Annotated in this window: 16 protein-coding genes and 2 tRNA genes; 13 read left to right on the top strand and 5 right to left on the bottom strand. The window is 46.3% G+C overall.

Annotated elements, in window-relative coordinates; genetic code table 11:
- Positions 1-135 precede the first annotated feature (135 nt).
- From MIC7113_RS30380 to MIC7113_RS30365, 4 genes are all read left to right on the top strand, one after another.
- Positions 136-1,479 carry a Light dependent period protein LdpA domain-containing protein gene (locus MIC7113_RS30380; protein ID WP_015186026.1) on the top strand — a complete coding sequence of 448 codons (1,344 nt, stop codon included), beginning with the start codon at positions 136-138 and terminating at the stop codon, positions 1,477-1,479.
- Positions 1,480-1,635: 156 nt separating this feature from the next.
- On the top strand, positions 1,636-3,357 hold the full coding sequence (locus tag MIC7113_RS30375) for a R3H domain-containing nucleic acid-binding protein (RefSeq protein WP_155898288.1): 1,722 nt from the start codon (positions 1,636-1,638) through the stop codon (positions 3,355-3,357).
- Positions 3,358-3,556: 199 nt separating this feature from the next.
- Positions 3,557-3,628, top strand: a tRNA-Gln gene (locus tag MIC7113_RS30370).
- A gap of 175 nt (positions 3,629-3,803) precedes the next feature.
- Positions 3,804-5,453: an alpha/beta hydrolase gene (locus MIC7113_RS30365; protein WP_015186024.1), complete on the top strand. Its 1,650-nt coding sequence runs from the start codon at positions 3,804-3,806 to the stop codon at positions 5,451-5,453.
- Positions 5,454-6,754: 1,301 nt separating this feature from the next.
- Here MIC7113_RS30365 and MIC7113_RS30355 read toward each other — a convergent pair.
- Both MIC7113_RS30355 and MIC7113_RS30350 read right to left on the bottom strand, forming a co-directional pair.
- A complete protein-coding gene (locus MIC7113_RS30355) occupies positions 6,755-7,984 on the bottom strand; it encodes an aminotransferase class V-fold PLP-dependent enzyme (RefSeq protein ID WP_015186022.1) in 1,230 nt (409 codons plus the stop codon).
- A gap of 26 nt (positions 7,985-8,010) precedes the next feature.
- Positions 8,011-8,082, bottom strand: a tRNA-Asn gene (locus tag MIC7113_RS30350).
- 164 nt (positions 8,083-8,246) lie between these two features.
- Between MIC7113_RS30350 and MIC7113_RS30345 the strand changes: the two genes are divergently transcribed.
- The 3 genes from MIC7113_RS30345 (at position 8,247) to MIC7113_RS30335 (ending at position 14,368) form a co-directional block, all read left to right on the top strand.
- Positions 8,247-8,738, top strand: a complete 492-nt coding sequence (locus tag MIC7113_RS30345) for a hypothetical protein (protein ID WP_015186021.1) — start codon at positions 8,247-8,249, stop codon at positions 8,736-8,738.
- Positions 8,739-8,785: 47 nt separating this feature from the next.
- On the top strand, positions 8,786-11,134 hold the full coding sequence (locus MIC7113_RS34000; protein ID WP_015186020.1) for a hypothetical protein: 2,349 nt from the start codon (positions 8,786-8,788) through the stop codon (positions 11,132-11,134).
- A gap of 81 nt (positions 11,135-11,215) precedes the next feature.
- Positions 11,216-14,368 (top strand): SNF2-related protein, encoded by a 3,153-nt coding sequence (locus tag MIC7113_RS30335; RefSeq protein WP_015186019.1) that lies wholly within the window; start codon positions 11,216-11,218, stop codon positions 14,366-14,368.
- Positions 14,369-14,420: 52 nt separating this feature from the next.
- Here the strand turns inward: MIC7113_RS30335 and MIC7113_RS30330 are convergent, their stop codons facing one another.
- Complete coding sequence (locus MIC7113_RS30330; RefSeq protein WP_015186018.1) at positions 14,421-15,293, bottom strand: S-methyl-5'-thioadenosine phosphorylase; 873 nt, start codon at positions 15,291-15,293, stop codon at positions 14,421-14,423.
- Positions 15,294-15,496: 203 nt separating this feature from the next.
- Entirely contained in the window at positions 15,497-15,874 is a 378-nt protein-coding gene (locus MIC7113_RS30325; RefSeq protein ID WP_015186017.1) for a hypothetical protein, read from the bottom strand.
- 403 nt (positions 15,875-16,277) lie between these two features.
- On the opposite strand from MIC7113_RS30325, the gene MIC7113_RS30320 reads away from it, so the two are divergent.
- The 3 genes from MIC7113_RS30320 to MIC7113_RS30310 all read left to right on the top strand — a co-directional run bounded on the left by MIC7113_RS30320 (position 16,278) and on the right by MIC7113_RS30310 (position 20,122).
- Positions 16,278-16,673 (top strand): SH3 domain-containing protein, encoded by a 396-nt coding sequence (locus MIC7113_RS30320; protein WP_015186016.1) that lies wholly within the window; start codon positions 16,278-16,280, stop codon positions 16,671-16,673.
- 174 nt (positions 16,674-16,847) lie between these two features.
- The gene (locus MIC7113_RS30315) at positions 16,848-19,169 is read left to right on the top strand and encodes a tetratricopeptide repeat protein (protein WP_155898121.1); all 2,322 of its coding nucleotides are present in this window, start codon (positions 16,848-16,850) and stop codon (positions 19,167-19,169) included.
- Positions 19,170-19,324: 155 nt separating this feature from the next.
- Positions 19,325-20,122 carry a Uma2 family endonuclease gene (locus MIC7113_RS30310; RefSeq protein ID WP_015186014.1) on the top strand — a complete coding sequence of 266 codons (798 nt, stop codon included), beginning with the start codon at positions 19,325-19,327 and terminating at the stop codon, positions 20,120-20,122.
- A 44-nt stretch (positions 20,123-20,166) separates the two neighbouring features.
- Here MIC7113_RS30310 and MIC7113_RS30305 read toward each other — a convergent pair whose 3' ends face one another.
- Entirely contained in the window at positions 20,167-21,003 is an 837-nt protein-coding gene (locus MIC7113_RS30305) for a Tab2/Atab2 family RNA-binding protein (RefSeq protein ID WP_015186013.1), read from the bottom strand.
- Positions 21,004-21,154: 151 nt separating this feature from the next.
- Here MIC7113_RS30305 and MIC7113_RS30300 point away from each other — a divergent pair, with 151 nt between their 5' ends.
- The 3 genes from MIC7113_RS30300 (at position 21,155) to MIC7113_RS30290 (ending at position 24,983) form a co-directional block, all read left to right on the top strand.
- Positions 21,155-22,438, top strand: a complete 1,284-nt coding sequence (locus MIC7113_RS30300) for a valine--pyruvate transaminase (RefSeq protein ID WP_015186012.1) — start codon at positions 21,155-21,157, stop codon at positions 22,436-22,438.
- Between the two features lie 26 nt (positions 22,439-22,464).
- Entirely contained in the window at positions 22,465-23,040 is a 576-nt protein-coding gene (locus MIC7113_RS30295) for a Uma2 family endonuclease (RefSeq protein ID WP_015186011.1), read from the top strand.
- A 206-nt stretch (positions 23,041-23,246) separates the two neighbouring features.
- Complete coding sequence (locus MIC7113_RS30290; protein WP_015186010.1) at positions 23,247-24,983, top strand: BamA/TamA family outer membrane protein; 1,737 nt, start codon at positions 23,247-23,249, stop codon at positions 24,981-24,983.
- Positions 24,984-25,042 lie beyond the last annotated feature (59 nt).

Genomic DNA, 25,042 nt, shown 5'->3' with positions numbered 1-25,042 from the left:
CACATCTAAGGGGAAATTCGGGGCGATCGCACAGCTTGATTAGCTCCATTGGGACTTCCGCCCTCAGCCCTCTTCAAGGAACAAGTCGGGAAATTTCACCTCCCCATTTTTTTCTCAAGGATTTAGCATATAGGGGTGACTGAACTGTACTATCCATTACGCTCCTTAAGGGAAGGTAACTGGTTTAAGCTAATCTGCGGAGCTAGCTTTCAACACCTCCCTGCTGTCCGAAACCTCACCTTGGCTTACACCCTCGCCGGTGCTGATTGTATTGATGTCGCAGCCGACCCGGCAGTGATTGCGTCGGCACTAGACGCCTTACAAGTAGCCACTGAACTAGGTGAGGAAGCCCAAGTGCGAGGATTTGGATTCAGTCACCGACCATTGCTGATGGTGAGCTTAAATGATGGGGAAGACCCGCATTTTCGCAAAGCCGAATTTGACCCCCAATTGTGTCCGGCAGACTGTCCTCGTCCTTGCGAAAAGATTTGCCCAGCACAAGCGATTGTTTTCCAAACCGCAACCGGAGAACAGGGAAGCCAATTTACAGCAGGGGTAAGTTCTAACCTCTCACATCACCAAGCTCGAATTGGTAGCGAAAACACACATGATTGGGCAGAGAATCCAAAATTTACTCCCTTATCAAGGGCAGACGAAAACCTAAAATCGATTCAGGGCTTCTCTGGAGTAATCGACCAACGTTGCTATGGTTGTGGTCGATGTCTGCCGATTTGTCCGAGTCAGATCATATATCCTCGCTCCTATGTTTTTGCGCCGGAGGCGATCGCACAACTGATTCTTCCTGCTGGTGTTGACGCCCTAGAAATCCATACGAAAGTCGGTCACTTCACAGATTTTCAACGCTTATGGAAAGCGATCGCGCCGTGGGTGAATCGGCTCAAACTCCTAGCGATTAGCTGTCCAGATGGTGACGGTTTAATGGATTACCTCTGGGCGCTGCACGACCTGATTATGCCCCTACCCTGTCCCTTAGTTTGGCAAACTGATGGTCGTCCCATGAGCGGAGATATTGGCATGGGTGCTACTCGCGCCGCTGTCAAGCTTTCTCAGAAAGTCCTTGCCGCGAGATTGCCCGGATACGTCCAGCTTGCGGGGGGTACGAATGATCATACGGTCATGAAGTTAAGAGATGTTGGACTTCTGAATGAACAGGGAAGGAGGAATCACCCAGATGAACCCGTTAATCACATCCAAAATCCAAAAACCCATGTAGCGGGTATTGCTTACGGCAGTTATGCTCGTGTCCTACTTTCACCGATTCTAGAGAAATTAGAACAACCTAGGGGGGAAGCCGCTGATGCCAATCTCATATCACTGCAAAATCCAAGCCTTGGATGCCTGGAAGAGTCCCCCAGGCTACTTTGGCAAGCAGTAGAAACCGCTCATTCTTTAGTTTCCCAGTTAAAATTCTCTCAAAAACATGACCCCAACTCAGATAAAACCAAACCCGAACATTGAATAAACACAGATTTTCAAAACGCCCACCCCTAAGAGCAGCCAATGCTGTTTGGACACGACCCTATGGTGTATTCCCACGAAATCAATCCCTCCGATCAAAAAGTGCTATCTAATCAAGAATCATCGGTTTTACCAGAAAACATTACTTCGCAAAGAATGCAGATTACAGACGACCTGCAAAAGTTGCTGGACATTTTACCCGAAGAAATTCGCTCAGTATTGGAGCAACACCCCCAGCAAGACCGTCTGATTGAAGTGGTCATGGATTTGGGTCGCTTTCCAGAGGTACGCTTTCCTCAGGGGGCGGAGTACCTTTTGGAAACCCCAATCACTCAAGAACAAATTAATCACTGTGTCCAGCGCGTGGGACACTTTAGTGGAGATAACCGTGCGGGCATTGAGCGAACCCTGCACCGAATTAGCGCGATTCGCAACCGTCCCGGTGAAATTATTGGCTTAACCTGCCGTGTGGGTCGAGCCGTTTTTGGCACCATCGGCATGATTCGTGACTTGGTGGAAACCGGTCAGTCGATTCTGATGCTGGGGCGTCCGGGTGTGGGTAAAACGACAGCTTTGCGGGAAATTGCCAGGGTATTGGCGGATGATTTGCATAAACGGGTTGTGATTATCGATACCTCCAACGAAATTGCAGGGGATGGGGATATTCCTCATCCAGCGATTGGTCGCGCTAGACGGATGCAAGTCGCCCGCCCTGAACTTCAACATCAGGTGATGATTGAAGCGGTGGAAAATCACATGCCTGAAGTCATCGTGATTGATGAAATTGGCACGGAACTTGAGGCGCTGGCGGCTCGAACCATTGCGGAACGAGGTGTGCAGCTAGTAGGCACGGCTCACGGCAATCGCATTGAAAACTTGATTAAAAATCCTACCCTTTCCGATTTGGTGGGTGGTATCCAGGCTGTAACGCTGGGGGATGATGAAGCCAGACGCCGAGGCTCTCAGAAAACGGTTTTAGAGCGTAAAGCTCCCCCAACCTTTGATATTGCGATCGAAATGCTGGAGCGGCAGCGCTGGGTTGTTCATGAGAGTGTTTCGGATACCGTCGATGACTTGCTGCGAGGTCGCCAACCGAATCCGCAAGTGAGGACGGCGCATGAAAATGGCAAGGTGACGATTACCCGTGAATTCCCGACGGCACCCGTCGCCACGCCGCCGAATCGAGCTGGACTCTCTTCTGTTCAGGCCAAATCAACGGGTTGGCGCTCGTCTGGACAGATGAAACCTTTATCCCGTCCATTAGCAGAACCGTATTCCGAAAATCGCAACTTTGAACAGTTGCTCAATCAATCCTGGCAAGAGCAAGATGACTTTGCCAATGGGGTGAGAATGCCTGGGCCTAATGGGGAAGATTTGCCGTTGCATATTTATCCCTATGGCGTGAGTCGTCATCAATTGGAGCAGGTGATTCAGGTGCTCAACTTGCCGGTGGTATTGACCAAGGATATGGATAGTGCGGATGCGGTGTTGAGTTTGCGATCGCATGTTAAAAACCACGGTAAGCTGCGCTCTATTGCTAAAGCTCGTCATGTGCCCATTCACTCGGTGAAATCGAGTACGATCCCTCAGATTACCCGTGCCTTGCGGCACATGCTGGATATGGATGACCCCAGTATGCCGGAGGTCACTGACTTACGCTTGTTTACTCAAAGTGGCACTGAAGACGAAATCGAAGCCCTCGAAGAAGCCCGCCTTGCGGTAGAGCAAATTGTGCTACCCAAGGGACAACCGGTCGAGTTGCTGCCGCGATCGCCAAAAGTGCGTAAGATGCAACACGAACTCGTCGAACACTATCGCCTCAAGTCCGATAGTTTTGGGGATGAGCCGAATCGGCGTTTGCGGATCTACCCCGCTTGAGGGAACTGGGTTGGAGGTTAGAAGGTTGTTCGCGTAGCCTTCCCCGAACGGGTAGGGATAGGTTGAAGATTAGAAAATTCCTGAACTGGGTAACCTTCAACCTAAAAAACCTTCTAACTTTCAACTTTTCTTCCCAATTCTAGAAAAAGGCTTGACACTTGGCGGGTACTAACTGTTACCATAATCAAGGTTACAGCAATGGGGCGTAGCCAAGTGGTAAGGCAGCGGGTTTTGGTCCCGCCATTCCTAGGTTCGAATCCTAGCGCCCCAGTTAGTTAAAGCGAATCAATCGTTAAATGCCAATGATTTAGCTCACTCCTATCAGTAACAGATTGAAACGTTTCTGGGATTGCTGGAGTAACGAAGAGTAGCGTAATCTTTGTGTGAAGAGCGCATCGCAAGACATTAGCCGCTCGAATTTAGAAGTGCGGAAGGTGAATCGGTTCATGCGACCTATTTTTCATTGGCAGTCCTCCCTGATCGCTGTCGTTGGCGCGATTTCCCTGAGTCTCATCCAGGGAGCAACCACCGCCGTGCAAGCGGCTCAAACCGTTGTTGTGCGTCGTGGCACGTCCAGCCAATCTATCCCCTTGGCTGACCTTAAAACCCTAGCTGAAACCGGGAAAGCCTCATCCAGCCTCCAATCTTATGCACGAAGGTTGCGCCCTCAGGAACAAGAGACACTTCTGTCCGCATTCCGAGCCAATTTCAACATGAACCCGGTAGCGGTGCGTAACTTCCTCGATACCCCAAGTGGTAATGTCCTGGTTTCAGCGCTGGCTAGCGCTACCTCTCGCTCTGATCGGGTAGGTGAGCTATTGGTCAAATCAGCACTCGTTTCGGGCGCTAACGCGGCGAAAGGACTGTCTCTGATTAGTTTTATTGAAGCCTATCCCACTGCCAAACTGGAAATTAATCTGGATCGGGCGTTTCTGGTTGCTGAAAACTTTAATAAATCGTTTTGGCAATCTCAGGCGTTTATGGCGGCAATTGCTCCCCAACTGGCGGCTCAACGTCCTCAGATTAATCTACCCTTTGACCCCACTCAACCGGGGAATGCCACCGTGCAGGTGTTGCCGTTAAACCTAAATGATCGGGAACGCCGTCGAGAAATTCCGGTGGATGTGTATTGGTCAACCCAATCCTCCCCCGATAAACCCATTATTGTCTTTTCCCATGGATTGGGTTCAGTTCGCACGGATTTGCGTTACCTCGCTCAGCATCTTGCCTCCTATGGCTATGTTGTCGTTGCCTTGGAACATCCGGGCAGCAATGAAACTCATGTGAAGCAAGCACTCGCGCTGAAAGCTCCAATATTAGAAGCCCAAGAGTTTTTAAATCGGCCTAAGGATATTAGCTTTGTTCTGGATGAACTCGAATCGCTCAACCAAAAATCAGGGCCACTCCAAGGGAAACTAGCACCCAATCGCACCCTAATCGTGGGCTATTCCTTCGGAGGTTCTACTTCTCTATCCCTTGCCGGCGCAGAGTTACAGCTTACTTCGTTGAAAGAACGCTGTCCTGGAAACGTGCTGGCTAATAGTCTGGGAGAAAATGCACAATGCTTTGCTGAAGGGCTTCCCGAAGAGCGCTACCAACTAGGCGATCCTAGGATAAAAGCCGCGATCGCACTTTCTCCTACTGCCTCTTTGCTGTTTGGTGAAACCGGCTTGAGTAAAGTGACCGTTCCCACCTTAATTACAGCCGCTTCCGCCGATAAGACAACGCCCATTTTACCGGAGCAGGTGATACCCTTTGATCAACTCCCCTCTCCCAAATGGCTGGTTGGTTTTGTGGGTGCCACCCATTTGAGTGTGAAAGACCCCGACACAACTGTGGCTCAGGCGCGTGAACCGAGTACCCTATATAGTGGCGGTGAAATTGTCGGTGAGCAATCAATTGAAGTTCGCAACTACGTCAAAGCGATCGTGCTGGCGATGGCGGCACAACTAACGAATGAGGCAAGCCAATACGCTATTTTTCTCACACCAGAGTATGCTCAATTGGTTTCCACTGAGCGCTTTCCCATGCGCCTAATTACTGAAATTCCTCCCCAAGCGGAGGCGATTCTCAACGATTTCGCCCAAAACAAATAAGCCATTGAAACTTCTAATTTCTTTACAAATAATCCGTACAAAACATGTTTTTTGCCAATTAGGCTTTCCTGTCTCTCGATTAATCTGGGCTATCACAAAATATTCACATTGCGCCACTAAGATCTTAGAATATCAAGCTCATTCTTAGACAGAGAAGAACTTATATGCTCGTCAAAATTAACTACTCTAACGGTGTTTCCTGCTGTGTGGGTTCAAAATTTGTTTCCTCTGTTTCTTTCGCTGAGTATCTTAATTCTCAATTCCAATTTGATGAATATGGCTTAGGATGTGAGTCGATTGAGATTAATTTTTTAAAGGATGGGAGTCTAACACTTGAAAATCCAGTAAGACAGGATAGTCAGACTCGTCAGATGGTTGTTGTATAGTTTAGTTTGTTGTCAACTCGGACTACCTTTCCAGTGCGGTTTTCAACAACTCAACCTTCCAGAATGAGTGTCATTGGCGATGAACTACCATTAATGTGGGAATGTAAGTTCTCTGTGAGCCAATGAGGTCAATAATCCCTAAGGCACAAGGGGAAGAAGAGACGAGAAAAAACTCTAGAATACCTTGATTAGACCCGTAAGGGGTGAGCCGTGAGCCAGAAAAAAGACTGTCCCATGAGCAGAGGAAAATAGAGGAACTCAAGGTCATGCTAGAAGAGTGAAGAGCGCACTCAATTATCAGTCAAAAGCATACTCTATAAGCTCAGTTATCATAGCTGAGCTTTTTGCTTGGGACTTGTAAGAACATGTCTTCCCAATGCTTTCGTAACTTCAATGCTTTGTAGAAGTGGATCAAGTGGCATCGTGTTCTTTACACTTTCGGGATATCGTTCTCCCAAACTTCATAAATTCTTCACATTTTCTTCATATTAAATTGCTCACTTCCCTCTTCAGTTCAATACCATCGGATTGAGAAGTGTAGAGAGAGTCTTTTAGGGTTAGCTTTTTACCGAAAAATGTGCAATCGTCATTTTTCACAAATTTTTCACACTCGATGGATAGACTTTAATTGTTTCGGTAATCACCTATCTAAAGCTCTCCCTGTGGCAAGGGGGAGCATTTTTTTGCCAAATTCTGCAAGATTTAGATATTTTTACTTCATTTCACAAATTATTCACACTCGCTTAGTAGGCTTATAGATGAGTGTAGAAGTAGGCCCTCTTAACTGCCTCAAGAGGGCTTTTTTGTAACTATGTGGCTACGCATTCCCTAATGGCAAGAGTGTCCACTGATACTAATAGCTCCCTTGGAGTAATTCAGTATTGCTAGCTTAGTCCGATGCTCTTTCGTGTGTGCCTAAAGTAAGTCAGATAGTAGTGTTATGAGTGCTTCGGCGAGAGTGTGATACTGCTCTGGTGTGTTGTATAGCTGAGCCGAGATTCGCACCATTTGCTGGAATGGTGTCGTCCACGGAATCACCGGCACCTCAATATTGAAGCGATCGCACAATAGATCCTGTAGTATAGGCCATTCCCGAACTTGCCCTGCTTGCTCGTACCCAAACAACTCATAGGGTAAAGGTACAACAGCCATGGAGCCAATCATTTCATCGGGGCAGGGAGGGGATACACCTAATGCTTCACACAGGACTTGTCTTGCCCAGAGTGCCTTTGCACGATTGTTTTCCATCAATTGAGTCCATCCACCCGGCAGTAGGGAACCGAGGAACTCAATGGCTTCCGGGACACACAGATAGGCGGTTGGATCGTCGGTACCCATCCAGTCAAACTCTAGTTGAAAACGGGACTTATCCGTCCGGGGTGAGTTGGCACCGTGACTAATGGTTAAGGGACGAATCGTGGATTGGCGATCGCCTCGGACATAGAGAAATCCCGCCCCCTTTGGTGCACATAACCACTTATGGCAGTTGCCTGTATAGTACGTAGCCCCAATCTCATGCAGGTTCAGGGACACCATTCCTGGTGCATGGGCACCATCAACCAGGGTATCCACACCCCTCGCCGCTAATTCATGGACTAATTGCTGGATGGGAAAGATTAGCCCGGTTTTACTGGTTACATGATCCAACAGTGCTAGGCGGGTTTTCGCTGAGACTCGTTCTATTACCGCTTCAATCACCTGATCCGGTGACTCAAGGGGAAAGGGTATTGTTGCGATGACTACCGTTGCTCCGGTGCGACTCGCGATAAAATCGAGAGCGTTACGGCAAGCGTTATATTCTTGGTTGGTGGTGAGTAATTCGTCTCCTGAGTTGAAGGAGAGCGACCTTAATACCGCATTAACTCCCGTTGTAGCATTGGGGACAAACACCAACTCATCTGGCTGTGCACCTACAAATGCTGCCAATGAGCGGCGTGAAGCATCGAGTAACGCTTCAAACTCCCGCATAAAGAAGCGCAGGGGTTGCCGTTCTAGCTGCTCTCGGAATCGCTGTTGTGCACGTCGGACTGGCACAGGACAGGCACCATAAGAACCATGATTGAGAAAGGTTACAGATGGGTCAAGCGACCAGAACTGTTGGAAGTCCGAACTTTGAAGTTTGAAATTTTGGGTTTCATCCTTCACACTTCATCTTTCACCTTTTGAGTCAACTCCCCAGGCCGGACTCGAACCAGCGACCAATCGGTTAACAGCCGACCGCTCTACCACTGAGCTACTGAGGATTGTGTAGCTAACGCTTGTCACGATTACCAATATTACCGACAACCCACATCATTTGGCAAGCCCTTTGGCAAAAATTAGTAAAAATACGGTTGGCACGCCCCTGTGAATCTTGGTATGTAAGGTAAAGCTATGCTATTTGTGTCCTTCTGTCTCCTCACTTCCTATGCTGACGCATCACCGGAAACCTGTTTGCCTGTCCCTTGTGTCTACGGATCTGCCTGTTTGGTCAACGGTGGAAACAGCCGCTACGCTTTATCAAAAAGACCAAGAGCGATTTCACCTGCTGTTGAGCGAACCCATCCCACCGGAGTGGGAACCGGAACAGACAATGGTTGATCATACCTATCGGGCGAGGCATAACCCTCTCCGAATGTTGTGGATGGAAATCTCGCCCTACCGCGTGATTATGACGATGCAGGGCAATGGGAAATTGAGTTATCGCCACTTTTGGGAACAAGGGGTGTATGGCGTCAACCGCTATTGGTTGCAAAGCGATTCCCTGCAAGGGCACGACGGGTTTCGTCTGCGAAATTATACCCGGAGTTTGAAGTTAGAGGGTCGTCCTTTGCCCCAACATTTGCGATTGGAATATGAGCTATGGTCAGAACAAGTTCAGTTGGGTCGCTATGTTTTGAATCTGGATATTCATCACTAAGTAGGGCTTAGGGAAAAATGTGAACTTAATTAGGTGACAAGAATTCTATGCAGTCGAATGGATTGCGCTTCCTGAAGGTTGCTGAGTATACCTCCCTTGCAGCTTCTGTCGCTGGAGTAGTCATTTCAACTGCTTCAAGACAAGTGGTCTATGCTGCTGCTCCTTTATCGCTCTCTATCTTTCTCAATCTGCTCAATCGGCAACGGTTTGAGCAGCAAATGCAGCAGAGCCTTACAGCCACGGCGGCTCAAGTTGAGCGGCAACTCTCACAACTGAATCAGGACTTTTCTCGTTTACAACAGGAAGTAAGGAACTCACTCAATCAACAAATTCAAACGCTTGATTACCAATTAACTTCATCCCAACAAGCATCGGTCAATCTCCCAGATGCGATCGCTCGGTTTGAGGTGAGGCTTTCACAACTGAGTGCTAATATCTCCAGTGAGATTCAAGCCATTCGTCAGTTTGTTCAGTCTCAAGCGACTGTTGTTAATCCTGCAACGCTTCAAGACATCCAGCAAGGACTCTCTAGGCTACAAGAACGCATTACGACTTTTGAGTCTCTCAATTTAGAATTAGTCCCTCAAAATCTTTATCAGCTCCAAGCTCAGTTCGAGCAAAGTTTTTCCCAACTGCAAGCAAGCGTTTCTACCCTTCGTCAACAGCTTCAATCTCAAGAACCTACCCTAGACACAGCAGCGCTTCAAATCGTCCAACAAGAACTCGCTGATCTACACAGCCGGATTGCTTCAATAGAGTCTCTCAATTTCAGGTCTGTTTTTCAAACGATTACTCAGCTGCAAGGTCAGTATGACAACTTGCGAGAATCAACCGCCAGCTTTGACCAGCGCTTAGAGAGTTTCCCCTCAACAGGATGGGTGAATAGTCTCCAAGAGGAGATTCTTCAAGTACAGGCTGGCTTGGAACAGTGGCGGAGTGACTTGCAGCAGCAGCAAAATAACCTACAAGCAGAACTTGCACAACTGCAAAACGAATTACAGGCTCTTATTAGGCGTAGACCCTCTGAACCAGAAGTCCCAGTAGTAGAACTTGAGCTGCTCTATATCAACCTAGGTATTGATTTTGGTACCAGTTTTACCAAAGTTTGCTTCCGTGATATTGGGCGAGACTTTTCTGAAGTGGTTACTTTTACCGATGGACAAGCCAATCTGGATGAAGCACTTGTGCCAACCCAAATCGCAATTTTGGCAGACGGGACATTGCGATCAGGACTGACAAAGGCAGAATGGGCAGCTATCGAGCAACGGATTAAAACACCAATTAAGTATATTAAAATGCGCTTGGCTGATCTGGATATCTCGCAAGAGAGCGATCGCTGGAGGCTTGATCGGTTACCGGAGCTGGATCGACCTGAAACAGTGGAAAACCTTTGCGCTTACTACTTAAGTTGTGTCATTACACGCGCTCAATCTTGGATTCGGTGTAACAAACCCGATCTAGTTAAGAATCAAAAGATTGAATGGTCTGCCAATGTCGGTGTACCTGTTGAATACTGTGATTCACCTGCGATCGCCCGTTTTAAAAAAGTCTTGTCTCTGGCATGGTTGTTGAGCAATGAGCCAAAGACTGAACTGTTTACCTTGGAGAGTTTAGGTGAGCACCTCAACCAACTGCGATCGCGTATTGCTGACAACCCAATTGATTGTCATGCCATTCCTGAAATTTCAGCAGAAGTCTGGTCTTGCTTAAATTCCCGCGAGTTTGACGACGGTTTTTATACCTTCTTTGATGTGGGTTGTGGCACTCTCGATGGTGTATCGTTTCGCTATTGGCGAGACCAAGGTGAACCTAAAGTTGATTTTTACTCAGCATCAGTGAAGCCACTGGGTGTTAGCGCCATCTCACAATGTTTAGCTAGTGAACTCAATATTTCAGAAGACCAAGTAAGACGCGACATCTTGCAAGCATCAAATTCAAACTTAACTCAATTCAACTCTACTCAATCCCGAAAACAAATTCAGCAGCTAGTCGGGAGAGTTGTCATGGAAGGTCGTCAGAAACATGGTATTCACCGTCCAGTATTCAAGGATTCAGTTTTTGAAGATGGATTGAGCATTTTAATCGGTGGCGGCGGCAGCTTAACTAGCTTTTATAAAACAACAATTTTGGCTACCCATTCTCTATTTCAGCACAAAAAGGCTGGGATTCCCTCCTATGTCCAAAAAGCTATTCCGATTCCCAAAGACCTTGCTATGAATGGCTTGAGTTCTCAAGAGTTTCATCGGTTTTCTGTGGCTTACGGATTATCTATCCCAGAAGGAGATTGTCCAGAAATCAGGCTACCCAGTGAGATGGACAAAGCTGAACCACAGACTCTAAAAGCTACTATTAGCTCAAAGCCTCTTCGTTACGAAGATACGAAAGATTCTTGTTGAACAAGAGTAGGATATATTAAAAAGAATATATTTCCAATAAAGCTCAAGCAATAGAGCAGTTTGGTCAGGAATAAACATGGTATGGATAAAGAAACCAAAGATTGGAATCCGAATATTGCAGGGCAGGAAGTTCGCCTGAAAGCTAACCCTGGTCAGCGAGGTATGACAACTGGAAAAAATCGGCAATCTGGAAGTCAACTCTTAGTGCAAGTTCAGTTTAGTCCTAATGAAAAATCCTATAAGCCTTACAACTTACTGGAACTTTGTGGAGAACCAGAGGGTATTCCCGACTTACTAAAACAAGGACGGTTTAGCGGTTCAAATGATTTGAGAAAAATTATTACATTTGAGAAACTGAGAGGGCACTTAACCAACATTTTTTACAGCATGGAGTCGAGTAATACAGACTTCTATCCTCACCAATTTAAGCCCGTCTTAAAATTTATTGAATCTCCAGTCGGTCGATTATTAATTGCTGATGAAGTTGGCTTAGGTAAAACCATTGAAGCTATGTATGTCTGGAAAGAGCTTCAAGCAAGAGCAGATGCTCGTCGATTGTTGATTATTTGTCCTTCCATTTTGTGTGCAAAATGGCAGAAAGAACTCCTGAACGGCTTCAATATTAGTGCTGAAATTACTAATGCTCAAGGACTTTTGCAAAAAATACGAGGTTTATTAGAAACTCGTTCTCAAAATTCTTTCACTTGTATTGTCAGCTTAGAAGGTTTACGTCCTAGCGCTAATTGGGAAGATGAAAATGTGAAAGGAGCAAGGGCAGAACTAGCAAGACTTTTGGATAAAAACACGGCAACTGACGAGTTGGGCATCTTTGACTTAACCATTATTGATGAAGCACATTATCTTCGCAATCCAGCGACAGCCAATCACCGCATTGGACGATTAATGCGAGATGCATCTCGGCATCTTCTTTTACTCACAGCCACTCCTATTCAAATTCACAACTCCAATCTGTATCAATTACTTAGGCTAATCAGCCCAGAGGACTTTTTTAATGAGTCTATCTTTCAAGAAATGCTAGAGGCTAATGCTCCAATTGTCAGGGCATTGCGACTTACTTGGCGAAATCCACCCGATTTTGCAGGAACCCAGCGAGAAGTAGATAAGGCACTTCAATCTGAATATTTTTTCAAGAACCCTACGTTACATCAGATAAAAAAAGATTTAGCCGCACCTGAGAAAATTGATAACGAAGCGCGAGTGCGTTTAGGTTATAAGTTGGAAAACTTATCATTAATCGGTCAATATATTACCAGGAATCGAAAGCGTGATGTCATTTCCAATCGTGTAGAACGCGCACCTCAGACGTTAGTGGTTCACTTTTCTCCTCTAGAAAGGCAAATTTACGATTACGTCACTTGTCAAATCAGGAAACAAACACAAGGGCAAAAAGGAATTTCCCTTTTCAGAATAATCACTCGTCAGCGACAGATGGCAAGCTGTATGGTTGCTGCCCTTCAAGCTTGGTCGCAGAAAGGCATTCTTAATGAATTTATTCAAGAGGATGAGCTTTTTTGGGAAGATTTTGGAGTATCTGCTCAACTCAGTACTGATTCTGAGGAAAAACCTGATTGGGATATCCCAGCTTTGCTGTTTCCTGAAGGTAAACTTAATTACGCTCAATTAGAGAAGGAAGACACAAAGTACAAAAAACTTGTTGAATTTATCCGCCAGGAACTCAAGAAAAATCCTACAGAAAAATTTGTTCTCTTTGCTTATTTTCGAGGTACCCTCCATTACCTCCAACGGCGACTGGAGGTAGACAAAATTAGTACCTGCATGATTCTTGGCAACATGGACGATAAACAGGCTGTCTTAAATGAATTTGAGACAGGAACTGCTTCGGTTCTGCTTTCTTCTGAAGTTGGCAGTGAAGGGATTGACCTCCAATTTTGTCGATTTTTGATTAACTACGACTTACCTTGGAATCCAATGCGGGTTGAACAACGCATCGGACGCCTAGACCGCTTGGGACAAAAAGCTGAGAGGATTTCTATCGTCAACTTCAGTCTAGTAGACACGGTTGAAGAACGGATTTTGGAAAGACTTTATGAGCGAATTAATGTATTTACAGAGAGTATTGGCGACCTGGAAAATATACTCGGTGAAATGACAGAGCAGCTACTTATCGAGCTATTTGAGCCAAATCTAAGTGTCACCGATCGCATTCGTCGTGCTGAAGAAACGGCAATGGCAATCATCAAGCAGAGAGCTGAACAAGATCGGCTTGAAACCGAAGCGATTAATCTACTAGCTTTCTCCGATCGCATTCTGGGTGAAATTACAAAAAGCCGCGACCAAGGCAGGTGGCTTCATCCAGAAGAACTGCACTCATTTGTTGAGGATTACTTCGCTCGTTATCATCCTGGCACAACCATTGAATCAGTTCCGAACAAACCACAGGTCTTTAATATCAGATTGGCAGAAGATGCCAAAGTTGAATTACAGATGTTTTTGAGCAAGCATCAGTGTTCAACGCCAACTCGCCTTCACGCGTCTAGTACCTCTGTTACCTGTTTCTTTAACCCCAAAGTAGCAGGCACAATGGGTAAGCGGAACGAGTTACTAGACCCAACCCATCCTCTCATTCAATGGATAAGATATCGCTACGAAACAGCAGCACCCAAGTTTCATGAGGTTTCTGCGTGTCAGTTGGAGAGTCGGGACATCCAACATCACAACATTGATATCGCAACCGGACTATACGTCTACGTTATACACCGTTGGTCATTTACAGGACTAAGAACTGAAAACCAAATTGCTTCTAAAGTTGCTCGATGTGCCGATGGGAGGATGCTCTCTGATGAACGGTCTGAATCCTTAGTCAGTTTGACAGCACGTAAAGGCAAACCTAAGCCGAATGCCGTCAACTTACTCGGTGACATGGAGCGAATCTTAGCGGCTTACAATGACTGTGATGAGTACCTAGAAGATGCATTTAACCGAGCAGCAGAAGATTTTGAGGTTGAAAATAAGAATCGCTGTGATGTGCAGCAACGGAGTGCTGAGGACTATGCCAACCGCAGACAGTCAGAATTGAAGGAACGCATTGAGCGGTTCCGTTTTGAGAGCAAACTTCAGATGATTCCGGCAACAGAAGGATTACTGAATAAGGTGAATCGAGAGTTAGACATTAAGTTGAGAGCGATCGCGCAGCGCCGAGATATCAGTCTGGATCAGGTTCAATTAGCCGCAGGGGTTATTTTTGTTGAGTGAGGCTAATGTGTTAGAGGCGATCGCTTCAATCGATTAATCCCTATCTACCCGCTTACAAATACTTCTTCAACAACAACCCCAACTTCTCCTTGGCTGCTGCCGGAACCTGATCCAGTTGCGTCAAAATTGCATACTTTAATGCCGAATGCGCCTCCGATACCGGTGGATTCTCACTCAGACGCCGCACCGTTTCTTGAATCACCTTCTGAGCATTCGTCGCATTGCGATGCAAATTCCCAATTACCATCTCCACCGTCACGCTGTCATGGTCGGGATGCCAACAGTCATAATCGGTCACCAGCGCCAAAGTAGCATAGGCAATTTCTGCCTCTCGTGCCAGCTTCGCCTCCGGTAAATTCGTCATACCAATGATGGTTGCGCCCCAACTGCGGTAAAGATGGGACTCCGCTTTGGTGGAAAAGGCTGGCCCTTCCATGCAAACATAGGTACCCCCCCGATGCAGCGTCACATCCGGTAACTCAAGACTGGCAACGGCATCAGCTAGAACCCCAGCCAAATTAGGGCATACGGGGTCACCAAAGGTGATATGAGCAACAATTCCATCCCCAAAAAAGGTAGAAATCCGGTTTTTTGTCCGGTCAATAAATTGGTCTGGCACAACCATATCCAAGGGTTTAGCCTCTTCCTTGAGGGAACCTACCGCTGACGCTGAGATCAGATACTCCACACCCAATTGCTTCATTGCATGGATATTCGCACGGAATGGCAACTCCGAGGGCATCAGGTGATGATTGCGACCGTGACGGGCTAAGAAAGCGACTCGCGTACCTTCCAGCGTCCCCACAATCAAGGCATCAGAGGGAGTCCCAAAAGGTGTATCTAAGAACACCTCTTCCACTTCTTTGAGGGATTCCATTTTGTACAGCCCACTACCGCCAATAATTCCAATCTTTGCCTGAACCATCGTCTTTGCCTTATGCCTTTGCTGTCACGCCAAGTTATTTTAGCGGCAAACAGACGACAATCAGCAAAAAGCCAGCTGACTCATACCAAGATGTTCTTAAGCCAGCTGTTTAATGATTGTGGTATTCAATGTTTTGGGCTTAGCTTCAGTTATTGACTTTTTATCTTCTTTCAAAACATGATGCCAAGCGCCAAAGGCTTAAATTAGATAATCCCAGGCCCTTTACCCCGCCGATCAGCGTCCATTGTTAAGTCCCCGTCTTTATCTTCGTTAATTTCTTCAAATTCTTCCAGGCGTTCAGCCTCTAGTTCCTCTTCTTTTGCTCTTAAATCCCCCGGCTCATTGACATACATTTCGGGTTCAATGGCAAAGTTATCAATCAGTCCCTCTTTATCTACTGTAAAACCGTGGGTTTCAGGTCTATCATCCTGGGGATTTTTCTTGAAGTCTGCCCCTTCTCTGTCTTTCCGGGCTGCGGTTTCAGCAGGAACAATCCCGCGATCATAGTTATCGCCTTCTACGTCAACTTCAGGTTGGGGCAATTTTTTTTCTGTATCCACTGGGCTTTCCTCCAATAACATTAGTTTGTTATATGCATTACCTTAGAGCAACGGTTAGAAAAATTTCATCCATCTTTGGACTTAAACCTTTTGAGCAATTCTTGATTGATTTGATGATTGAGAAATTTATTATCTTGACTTATCCATCGTGAATAAGATTGCCTTTTTTAAACGAACCCCTCTAGGCACTCCATGCCGCTCCAGGAGAGAAACAGAGATTCTCATAAATCAGTGAGGACTGCAATAGGCATTTCTAAAACTATCAAGGATTGCCAATTATCGCAGAATCTGCTATTTCAGAGTGTTTGGATGCACTTTATATGTGAACAAACCTCTCAATATCAATATTTAGCGGTGGCGAGTAAGTTAAACTAAGCTAATTTAATACTTCTACGTAGGCATTAGTTCTAACACCCTCACAACAATGCACCATTCCAGAAAATCTTTAACTTTGGCGGCGCTACTATCTGTATGTGCCACTGGCTGGTCGTTTATCTCTAGTACTAAAGCAAGTGCGGAACTGCCAACTGTACCGCTTGAATTGGCGCTGGCAGCAGATCAGAGTGTCTGTTCATTTATTACTGGAAATAATGTGAATATTCGCAGTAGCCCGAATCCTCAATCCCGCGTTGTGACAAAACTCAGAAGGGGAGACGGTGTCAGAGCTCTACGGCGATCGGGTAACTGGGTTCAACTGACTGGAAGAGTAACCTCACCTCCTGGAAAAATGCCAGAAGTGGTTAAACCCCTGAATGGTTGGGTCAGCAACCAATATATTAATGGATGTTCGGAAGATCAGTTTGAGCGCTGGCGGCAATAAGGCAATTAACCTCTTGTTCCAGTTGCCTCGGCGCATTTGATCACACATCAGGGGCATCACCCTGTTTTCCATTGACTCACCCAACTGGGTGATTTATGGAAGAAAAGATAGTATTTTTCCTAAAAGATTATGGGACAAGTTGGAGTACTGAAAAGTAGCACTTAAAACGAAAAAGTGAACAAAATTCTATTCCAGCTTGTTACGACTTCTCTAGGATTATTTGTAATTTTCAGCCCTTCGAGTGCGATGGCTCAAACCACCCAACCCACTCAAAATTCACCTAGTATCCTGCTGCCTGTCAATTGTCAAGAAGAGCGCGATTCGGAGACTCAATCGAGTGTATTTCAGTTGCAAAATAAGGCGCGACAGTATGCGAACTTGAAAAATAAAGAAAAAGCTAGCCAAACTCTCACTCAATTGTTCCGAAACCTGCGCCGCTTGGAAAATGGCTCGAATAAAGCTGCCATCTTAGAGGAAATCCTATCTTCGGAAATACGCAGTCAGAATTCCCGACTGTTAGCAGATACGGTTGACTTATACATTACCGCCAAACAAAAACAACAAGCTGCCGCAGTTTTAGCTGAAGCGCTGCAAACTGTCCAAACTTTAAGCAGTGGACGAAGCTATGCTAAAACGAAATCTCTTGCTGCGATCGCACTTCAGTATGCCGCAATCGGACAAACCGAGCCAGCCCTAAAGATTTTAGACCAATCTGTCCAAACCGAAAAATCCATCCAAGGTGCTGAATTTAAAACTCAAGCCTTAACCGCCATTGCCCAAGCCTATGTAGCCGCCGGAAAATTTGAACAAGCATCGGGAATCTTAGATCAATCATTGGGTTATGCCACGACGGTTCAAAATCCCAATCCTTATCGCCAAGGTGAGTTATTGGCGGCTGTTGCTAGTACCTACGCCCAAGCCAAACAGTACAACCAAGCGTTAAAGGTGGCACAACTAATTACCAAGGCTCCTTATCATAAAGCGAATGCGATCGCTGCTGTTTCTCGCCAGTATAGCCAACAAACCGAACCGGAATCAGCCCTGCGAACGGCTCAAATGATTGAGAATCATAAGGATACAGCCGACATTAAGGCAAAACGGTTGGCGGATATTGGTCATGAGTATATTCAAACGGGAAAGCCAGATAAAGCCGCTCAAGTTTTTGCCCAAGCGATACAAACGGCACAAATTGTAGACAGTCCTTATGAGCAATCGCGCATACTGTCCGATGTGATTGTTAACTATGCCCAAGCTGGACAACCGGATGCCGCACTGCAGTTGCTTCGTAAAACTGCCAATCCTGATTATTTTAAATCCAGAACATTAGCCGCGATCGCCATTAGTTTCGCAAAAGCTGGACAACAAGCCAAAGCCTCTCAAGCCTTATCGCAAACTCTAGATACCATTGCCGCCACGTCTGATGCCAACGAAAAATCCAATGCCAGGGCGGATATTATTCTTAGCTTTATTGAGGCGAAACGCTTTGACTTCGCCGCTCAAATTGCCCAAGCGATTGAGGATGAGTTTACCAGAGCGGATTCCTTACGGGAGATTGCGGTGCAAGCAGCAGATGCAGGGCAGACTGACTTAGCAATGCAAGTTATGCCAGCGATTGACACCAAGTTTGTGGAACACAGAAGTACGGTATTGCATCGAGTTGCCTTAGCTCACACTAAAGCTGGACAATACGACAAAGCCTTACAAGTCGCTCAAACACTAGACAGTCGGCTCGCTTATCGAGCGAAAACTTTAGGAGCGATCGCAACCCAATTGCATAAAGCAGGACAATCCCAACGCGCCTCTAGTATTTTCACTCAAGCAGTGCAAGCTGCCAATGCAGCGGAAGATACTAATAGCAAAATTTCGGCACTGGGGGCTGTTGCTTTAGCCTATGCCAATACCCAACAACTCAAACCAGCCTCCCAAACCTTATCTCAAGCTCTACAAATTGGGCAAACCATAGAAGAAGGAAATGTACAAGGGGCTGCATTCCGAGAAACTGCCGAACAATTGATTTCTGCCCAACACTACGATTTAGCATTTCAAGTAGCTCAAGGGCTGAAAGATGGGTATGAACAAAGTTCTATTTTGCAGGGAATTTTTGTAAAGTCAATCGAGGCAGGACAATACGCGAAAGCTTATCCGGTGATCAATTCCCTGAAAACACCCGAAGAAAAAGCGAGATGGTTAGTTGCGATCGCTCGTCAATATATCCAAGCCGGAAACACAACCCAAGCCTCTCAAATTTTAGCTCAGGCTTTGCAAGTCACGCTCACCATTGAAGGGCCAGAATCTAAAACCCTTGTGTTCAGAGCGCCACCCGATCAGACAATCGTAGACGATGACTCAGATCGAGGTAGTTTTTTAGAAGCGATCGCGCTTGAATATGCCAAAGCGGGACAACATACCCAAGCTCGGCAAGTGGCACAACGGCTAGAAAATAATGCTATTCGGACTCGGTTAAATCAACGGTTAGCTTGTTATCAACGCCGCTAAAGCCAATACATTGATCGGGTGTCTGGGTAATCCCCATCCTAAAAATATGACGGTTCTATTGCCGGACATCCGATTAAAACAGGTTAACGAAGACTCCCACGCAAAAAGGTAGAATCAATGCATATAACAGCTTTATAATTGCCCTTGGTAGAGCTATGGTGATTAGCCAAGAAAATATAATCAGACCAGCGGCAACCCTAAGTGTGACTTGGGAAAGGCTCCCAGACGACTACAAACTAGAAGAAGAACCTGTGGAGAATACTGGGCAACCGCTGATTGCTGGAGCCTTACGCGAACCTTTAGAACTGATCGGGTATATTAAACCCGAAATGCTCATCGCCTCCAACTTGGGTATTTGCGCGACGGTAAACGGAGAGTTGGTGATTAAGGCACCGGATTGGTTTTACGTCCCTAAGGTACAACCGCTAACACAAGGATGCGAACGCAAAAGCTATACACCCAATTTAGAAGGGGATACTCCCACCATCGTGATGGAATTCCTATCCGACACGGAAGGTGGGGAATATTCAGTCAAGCGTAGCTATCCCCCCGGTAAATGGTTTTTTTACGAGCAAGTTTTGAACGTCCCCACCTATGTGATCTTCGAGCCAGACACCGGATTGCTAGAGGTTTATCGATTGCAGGAGCAACGGTATGATTTAGAATTGCCCGACTCGGAAGGACGCCACTGGTTTCCTGAAATGGGATTATTTTTGGGAGTATGGCGGGGAGAGAAAGAAGGACGCACAGGGTATTGGTTGCGCTGGTGGGACGAGGGAGAAAATTTGCTGCTGTGGGGTGTAGAACGTTTGGAGCAGGAACGCCAGCAAGTTGAACAAGAGCGCCAGCGAGCTGAACAAGAGCGCCAGCGAGCTGAACAAGAACACCAGCGAGCTGAGAAATTAGCCGCCTACTTGCGTTCTCAGGGGATTAACCCAGATGAGATTGAGTGACAGCTTAAATAAGCCTCTTATCTATCCCCGTAGGTAATCAACCGCTAATTTTCTGTTTGCAATAACCAAAAACCTGTATAAGTCATCCCCGAATCATCGGGTTGTACTAACAAAAAATGCAATCCCTGACTAAGGGATTGGCGTTGTTCATACATCCGTGCGGCTGTTGCCACCTCTGTATCCTCAAATGTAGCAACAACCCATCGATCAACCAATCCAGCTTCTAGAATTAACCCATCCGGCGCACCCGCGATGTAGTTCAATGAGACAGGTGTAACATTCTGAAGCCAACGAGCAAGTTGCATTGACTTGCGCCCTCCATCAATAATCACTCCCGGCACCGCTACGGTTGAGGCTAAACCCAGATTGAGAGGTAAGAGAGATTCCGGCATCTCTAAAATTGGGATGGGGCGATCGCCAAATGCTTCCTCAATATTACCCGCAGGAATGGACGCAAAGCGCCAGCGATCGCCCCAGAGATTTTCGGGCAGTGGCAAGGGTGGTGGTTTATCGATGGCAATGGGATTATAAGCCTCCGCCGTGTAACCCTCCTGCTTAGGGTATTGCAACGCCCGTTGTTGTAACCATTGTTTCAACGTTGTTGTGCCTCGTGTTGGTTCCACGGCGATACCGAGTTGCTGCGCTGCCGCTTCCATTAAACTCAGTGACTGGGGGCGAAACACTTGAATCACATCGGGCCAGTTGTCACCCGCCGCCTGCCGCAGTTGGGCAACCAGCCAGTTAGCATTGACTTCTGACTGAGCACACCAGGCTTGATAGGTAAAATGACGAGTTGCGTCACAAATTAATAACTCCCATAACACTTGCCCCGTTGCATCTCGTAGTGGACGCCGATAAAAATCTGCTTGCCAAATCCCCATCTTGTTGCACCTTTAGGTATCCCCAGGCTATCAATAAATCTACATCCTCGAAACTCAATGGATCAGGTAAATGCCAAACGAAAGGTTATAATGACAAGCCAGCTTACCTCAACGTTGTCAACCACTCGCTTTTGTGCATTGCCATACCGCTATGAACCCTAATTTGTCTCAATTCGGTACCCAGATGTCCAACCTTACGGGTGTCCGAGCGATTATGAAAGATATTATTGAAACATTAAGAACGGGTGAGGGACAGGATTTTATTAATTTAAGTGCGGGAAATCCGGTGATTTTGCCAGAAGTGGAGCAACTTTGGCGGGATTGTACCGAACAATTGCTAGCCAGTTCTGAATATGGTGAGGTGATTTGCCGCTATGGATCGAGTCAGGGATATCAGCCGTTAATTGAAGCGATCGCAAATGATTTCAATCAACGCTATGGGCTAAACTTGACCGAACGTAATATCTTAATTACCCCAGGCAGTCAGTCGATCTACTTCTACGCCACGAATGCATTTGGCGGTTATACAACTAGCGGCAAATTAAAACAAGTCGTTCTGCCTTTAAGCCCAGATTATACCGGCTATGGTGGAGTTTGCTTAACACCGGAGGCAGTTGTTGCCTATAAACCCGCCTTAGAAATTGATGAGAAAGCACACCACTTTAAATATCGCCCTGACTTCAGCCAATTGACGATTACAGAAGAGACTGGCTGTGTGATTTTTTCCCGTCCTTGTAATCCTACGGGTAATGTTCTCACCCAGGAAGAGGTGAAGAAAATTGCCGATCTAGCGGCATCATTTGATGTGCCAGTATTAATTGATTCGGCTTATGCACCCCCTTTTCCGGCGTTGAATTTTACAGAAATGACGCCCGTATTTGGCAGTAATATCATTCATTGTATGAGTCTGTCTAAAGCGGGGTTACCCGGAGAACGGGTAGGTATCGCCATTGGTGATCCAAAGTTGATTGGGATTTTGGAGTCATTTCAAACGAATTTATGTATTCATTCTCCCCGATATGGACAAGCGATCGCAGCACGGGCAATCGCATCGGGCGCATTAGCTAAAATTTCCTCTAACATCATTCGTCCTTACTACGCTTCTAAGTTTGATGTGTTAGAAAATACCCTCGATCAATCCATGCCTGAAGAATTGCCTTGGTTTTTACATCGGGGAGAAGGGGCAATCTTTGCGTGGTTATGGTTACAGGATTTACCGATAACGGATTGGGAACTCTATCAAGAGTTAAAAAAAGTTGGTGTAATTGTGGTACCGGGCAGCACTTTCTTCCCTGGTTTACGAGAAGATTGGTCGCATAAACAACAGTGTCTTCGCATTAGTCTCACGGCAAGTAACGAGGAAATTGAAGTTGCCATGCAGCGTTTGGCAAAGGTAGTACAGTCGGTTTATCAGCGTTCTACGGTTAATGTTTGAATTAACGAATTTGAGGTTTTGAAAAAATGACTCAGACTCAATATCGACTGACGGTTAAACAATTCTTTGCAATGCCAGAGTCTGATATTACCTATGAATTAATAGAGGGTGAAGCTAGACCGAAAATGTCGCCGAAACGTTTTCATTCCAGAGTGACTGGAGCTCTATATACACTCTTGAATCAGTGGTGCCCGGAGCGGGGTGAAGTGAATCCTGAATGGGCGATCGTATTAAAGCGTCAAGGTGAAGATTGGGTGCCAGTGCCTGATTTAACTTATGTTTCCTATCAGTGTCTTCCCGTAGAGGTGATGGAAGATGAAGCGTGTCCGGTAGCACCGGAGTTAGTCATTGAAATTATTTCACAAGGACAGAGATTTGGGCAATTAGTGAAAAAAGCAACTGATTATTTAGAAGCTGGAGTATCGCGGGTTTGGGTTGTCGATCCTCAGGCGAGAAGTATCACAGTTTTCTATCCTGATGCGCCACCGCGAACTTATACTAAAGATGAGTTAATCACGGATTCTCTGTTGGAGGGGCTTCAACTTACTCCTCAGCAGATTTTTGGAGAGGCAAAATTACCGGATGTTTCTGTTAATCCCTAATAGGGATTATTGTGTCTTGCAAGGGAAGCGATCGCTGATGTCATTTTCGAGTATGAGTTGTTTTAATCCCTGATAGGGATTATTTTATCTTGCAAGAGAGCGGGGCTTTACGTGTCTACTATTGAGGGAAGTGAGGCCGCTTCTTTACGGAAAGTAGCAATCTCCTGCATTCTTAATGAATCAGTGTTGAGTGTGAGGCTAATTCGATGCATATCCCAAGGGTTGCAATTTCTACGGTGATCAGTTTAGTTGCCTGGGGTATCGCCCCAGTCAAGATGGGAAACGCCCAATCCATCAATACACAGAAACAAGCAAACCCTATTAATATCGACAATTCCGACACAGTCGATATTAGCCCTCAGACGAGGAGAGAATTGGGGAAGGATGATTCAGAGATTTTGACAAAAGAACTCATCACTCAATTGCCTCAAATCGCAGTGACTCAAGAGACACCCCATATCCTGCCCTCAGAAAAGCAGCATCAGGCTGTGTACGAGGGGGATTTTTTGAGGATGGAGGATGGCAGCAATGTCAGTAATCCGGCTTCCACTCCCGCTTCTGCACTCAACCTGCAACAATCTATCGATTCCGAGCCTGTCATTTTACCTGATTCTGTTGCAGAAAATGACTTCATTGTCAAGGATGTGGAGATTCGCTTCGTCAACAATAAAGGAGAAGCCGTCGATAAAGACGGTAATCCCATCCAGGGACGAATCCCTAGAGAATACATCGCCAATGAAATTCAACTCCAGCCCGGTGATGTCTTAACACAAGCTGTCATTCGCAGAGATTTGCAGCAGTTGCAGCAATTAGGATTATTTGAGCGAGTCGATGTCTCCGTTGTACCCGCCGATGAGGGTGTGAATGTCGTTTATAACATCCAACAGCGTCCAGCCCGTTCGATCAATCCTGGTGGCGGTTATAACGATGATGTGGGTGTATACGGTACATTAAGCTATCGAGACTTCAAACTCTTACCTAACCCCCAGCGCGTTGAGGGAAATACTCAAATCAGCCTGAAGAATGTTGACTTTAATGCCCAATATGTCAGTCCTTATCAGACAGCGAATGATGGTTTAGGGTATAGCTTCAGCGTGTTTCGCAAGCGTACCACGTCCAATATTTTTGATCGCGAGATTGACCTCCTCAGTGGTGAGAGAGTACGAGAATTACGTTCAGGTGCTGCAGCTGCGTTGACACGTCCCATCGGTGAATGGTGGGGGACAGTCGGGTTGAACTACACTCGCATCAGTACACGCGATCGCGATGGCACAATTGCCCGTGAGGATGAACTCGGCAATCCCCTCACCTTCAGCGGTACAGGAATTGATGACTTATATACCGTATCCTTGGGTGTCACTCGTGACTGGCGAGATAATCCCTTTAACCCCAAACGAGGCTCAATTCTCTCTCTGACTACCGAACAGTCAATTCCCATCGGTGTGGGTAATATTCTCCAAAATCGCTTAGTGGGTAACTATATTCAATATGTACCCGTGCGCTGGCTGAGTTCTGAGGCGCAAAATGCTCAACGAGATGTGTTTCCCGAAATGTTTGCTTTTAATTTGCAAGCCGGTACGGTGATTGGAGAGATGTCACCGACTCAGGCGTTTCGTCTGGGCGGGATTAATTCCGTGCGAGGATACGAAGAAGGTAATCTGGGCAGTGGTCGTAGTTATATCTTAGCCACTGGAGAATATCGCTTTCCCATCTTCTCCGGGGTGGGAGGAGTGATCTTCGCCGATTTTGCCTCGGATTTAGGGACGGGGAACTCAGTCGTCGGAGAACCGGCTGTGGTGCGGAATAAACCTGGAACTGGGTTTGGTACCGGAGTTGGCGCACGATGGCGATCGCCTTTTGGCATCCTGCGAGTTGATTTAGGTGTCAATGACCAAGGCGAAGTCCGATTTTATACTGAACTCGGCACCGGGACTCGATTTTGAACCCAATATAGAATTTACCCACAAATACCATCTGTAGGGGCAATCTCCTCACTAAAGCT

Source organism: Allocoleopsis franciscana PCC 7113 (genome assembly GCF_000317515.1).
Classification (GTDB): Bacteria; Cyanobacteriota; Cyanobacteriia; order Cyanobacteriales; family Coleofasciculaceae; genus Allocoleopsis; species Allocoleopsis franciscana.
This window is presented reverse-complemented; position numbering and strand designations above follow the sequence as displayed.

Coding starts and splice junctions, on each gene's coding strand:
- MIC7113_RS30375 (WP_155898288.1), top strand. CDS start 1,636: ATGCAGATTACAGACGACCTGCAAAAGTTGCTGGACATTTTACCCGAA.
- MIC7113_RS30365 (WP_015186024.1), top strand. CDS start 3,804: ATGCGACCTATTTTTCATTGGCAGTCCTCCCTGATCGCTGTCGTTGGC.
- MIC7113_RS30345 (WP_015186021.1), top strand. CDS start 8,247: ATGCTGACGCATCACCGGAAACCTGTTTGCCTGTCCCTTGTGTCTACG.
- MIC7113_RS34000 (WP_015186020.1), top strand. CDS start 8,786: ATGCAGTCGAATGGATTGCGCTTCCTGAAGGTTGCTGAGTATACCTCC.
- MIC7113_RS30335 (WP_015186019.1), top strand. CDS start 11,216: ATGGATAAAGAAACCAAAGATTGGAATCCGAATATTGCAGGGCAGGAA.
- MIC7113_RS30330 (WP_015186018.1), bottom strand. CDS start 15,293: ATGGTTCAGGCAAAGATTGGAATTATTGGCGGTAGTGGGCTGTACAAA.
- MIC7113_RS30325 (WP_015186017.1), bottom strand. CDS start 15,874: ATGTTATTGGAGGAAAGCCCAGTGGATACAGAAAAAAAATTGCCCCAA.
- MIC7113_RS30320 (WP_015186016.1), top strand. CDS start 16,278: ATGCACCATTCCAGAAAATCTTTAACTTTGGCGGCGCTACTATCTGTA.
- MIC7113_RS30310 (WP_015186014.1), top strand. CDS start 19,325: ATGGTGATTAGCCAAGAAAATATAATCAGACCAGCGGCAACCCTAAGT.
- MIC7113_RS30305 (WP_015186013.1), bottom strand. CDS start 21,003: ATGGGGATTTGGCAAGCAGATTTTTATCGGCGTCCACTACGAGATGCA.
- MIC7113_RS30300 (WP_015186012.1), top strand. CDS start 21,155: ATGAACCCTAATTTGTCTCAATTCGGTACCCAGATGTCCAACCTTACG.
- MIC7113_RS30295 (WP_015186011.1), top strand. CDS start 22,465: ATGACTCAGACTCAATATCGACTGACGGTTAAACAATTCTTTGCAATG.
- MIC7113_RS30290 (WP_015186010.1), top strand. CDS start 23,247: ATGCATATCCCAAGGGTTGCAATTTCTACGGTGATCAGTTTAGTTGCC.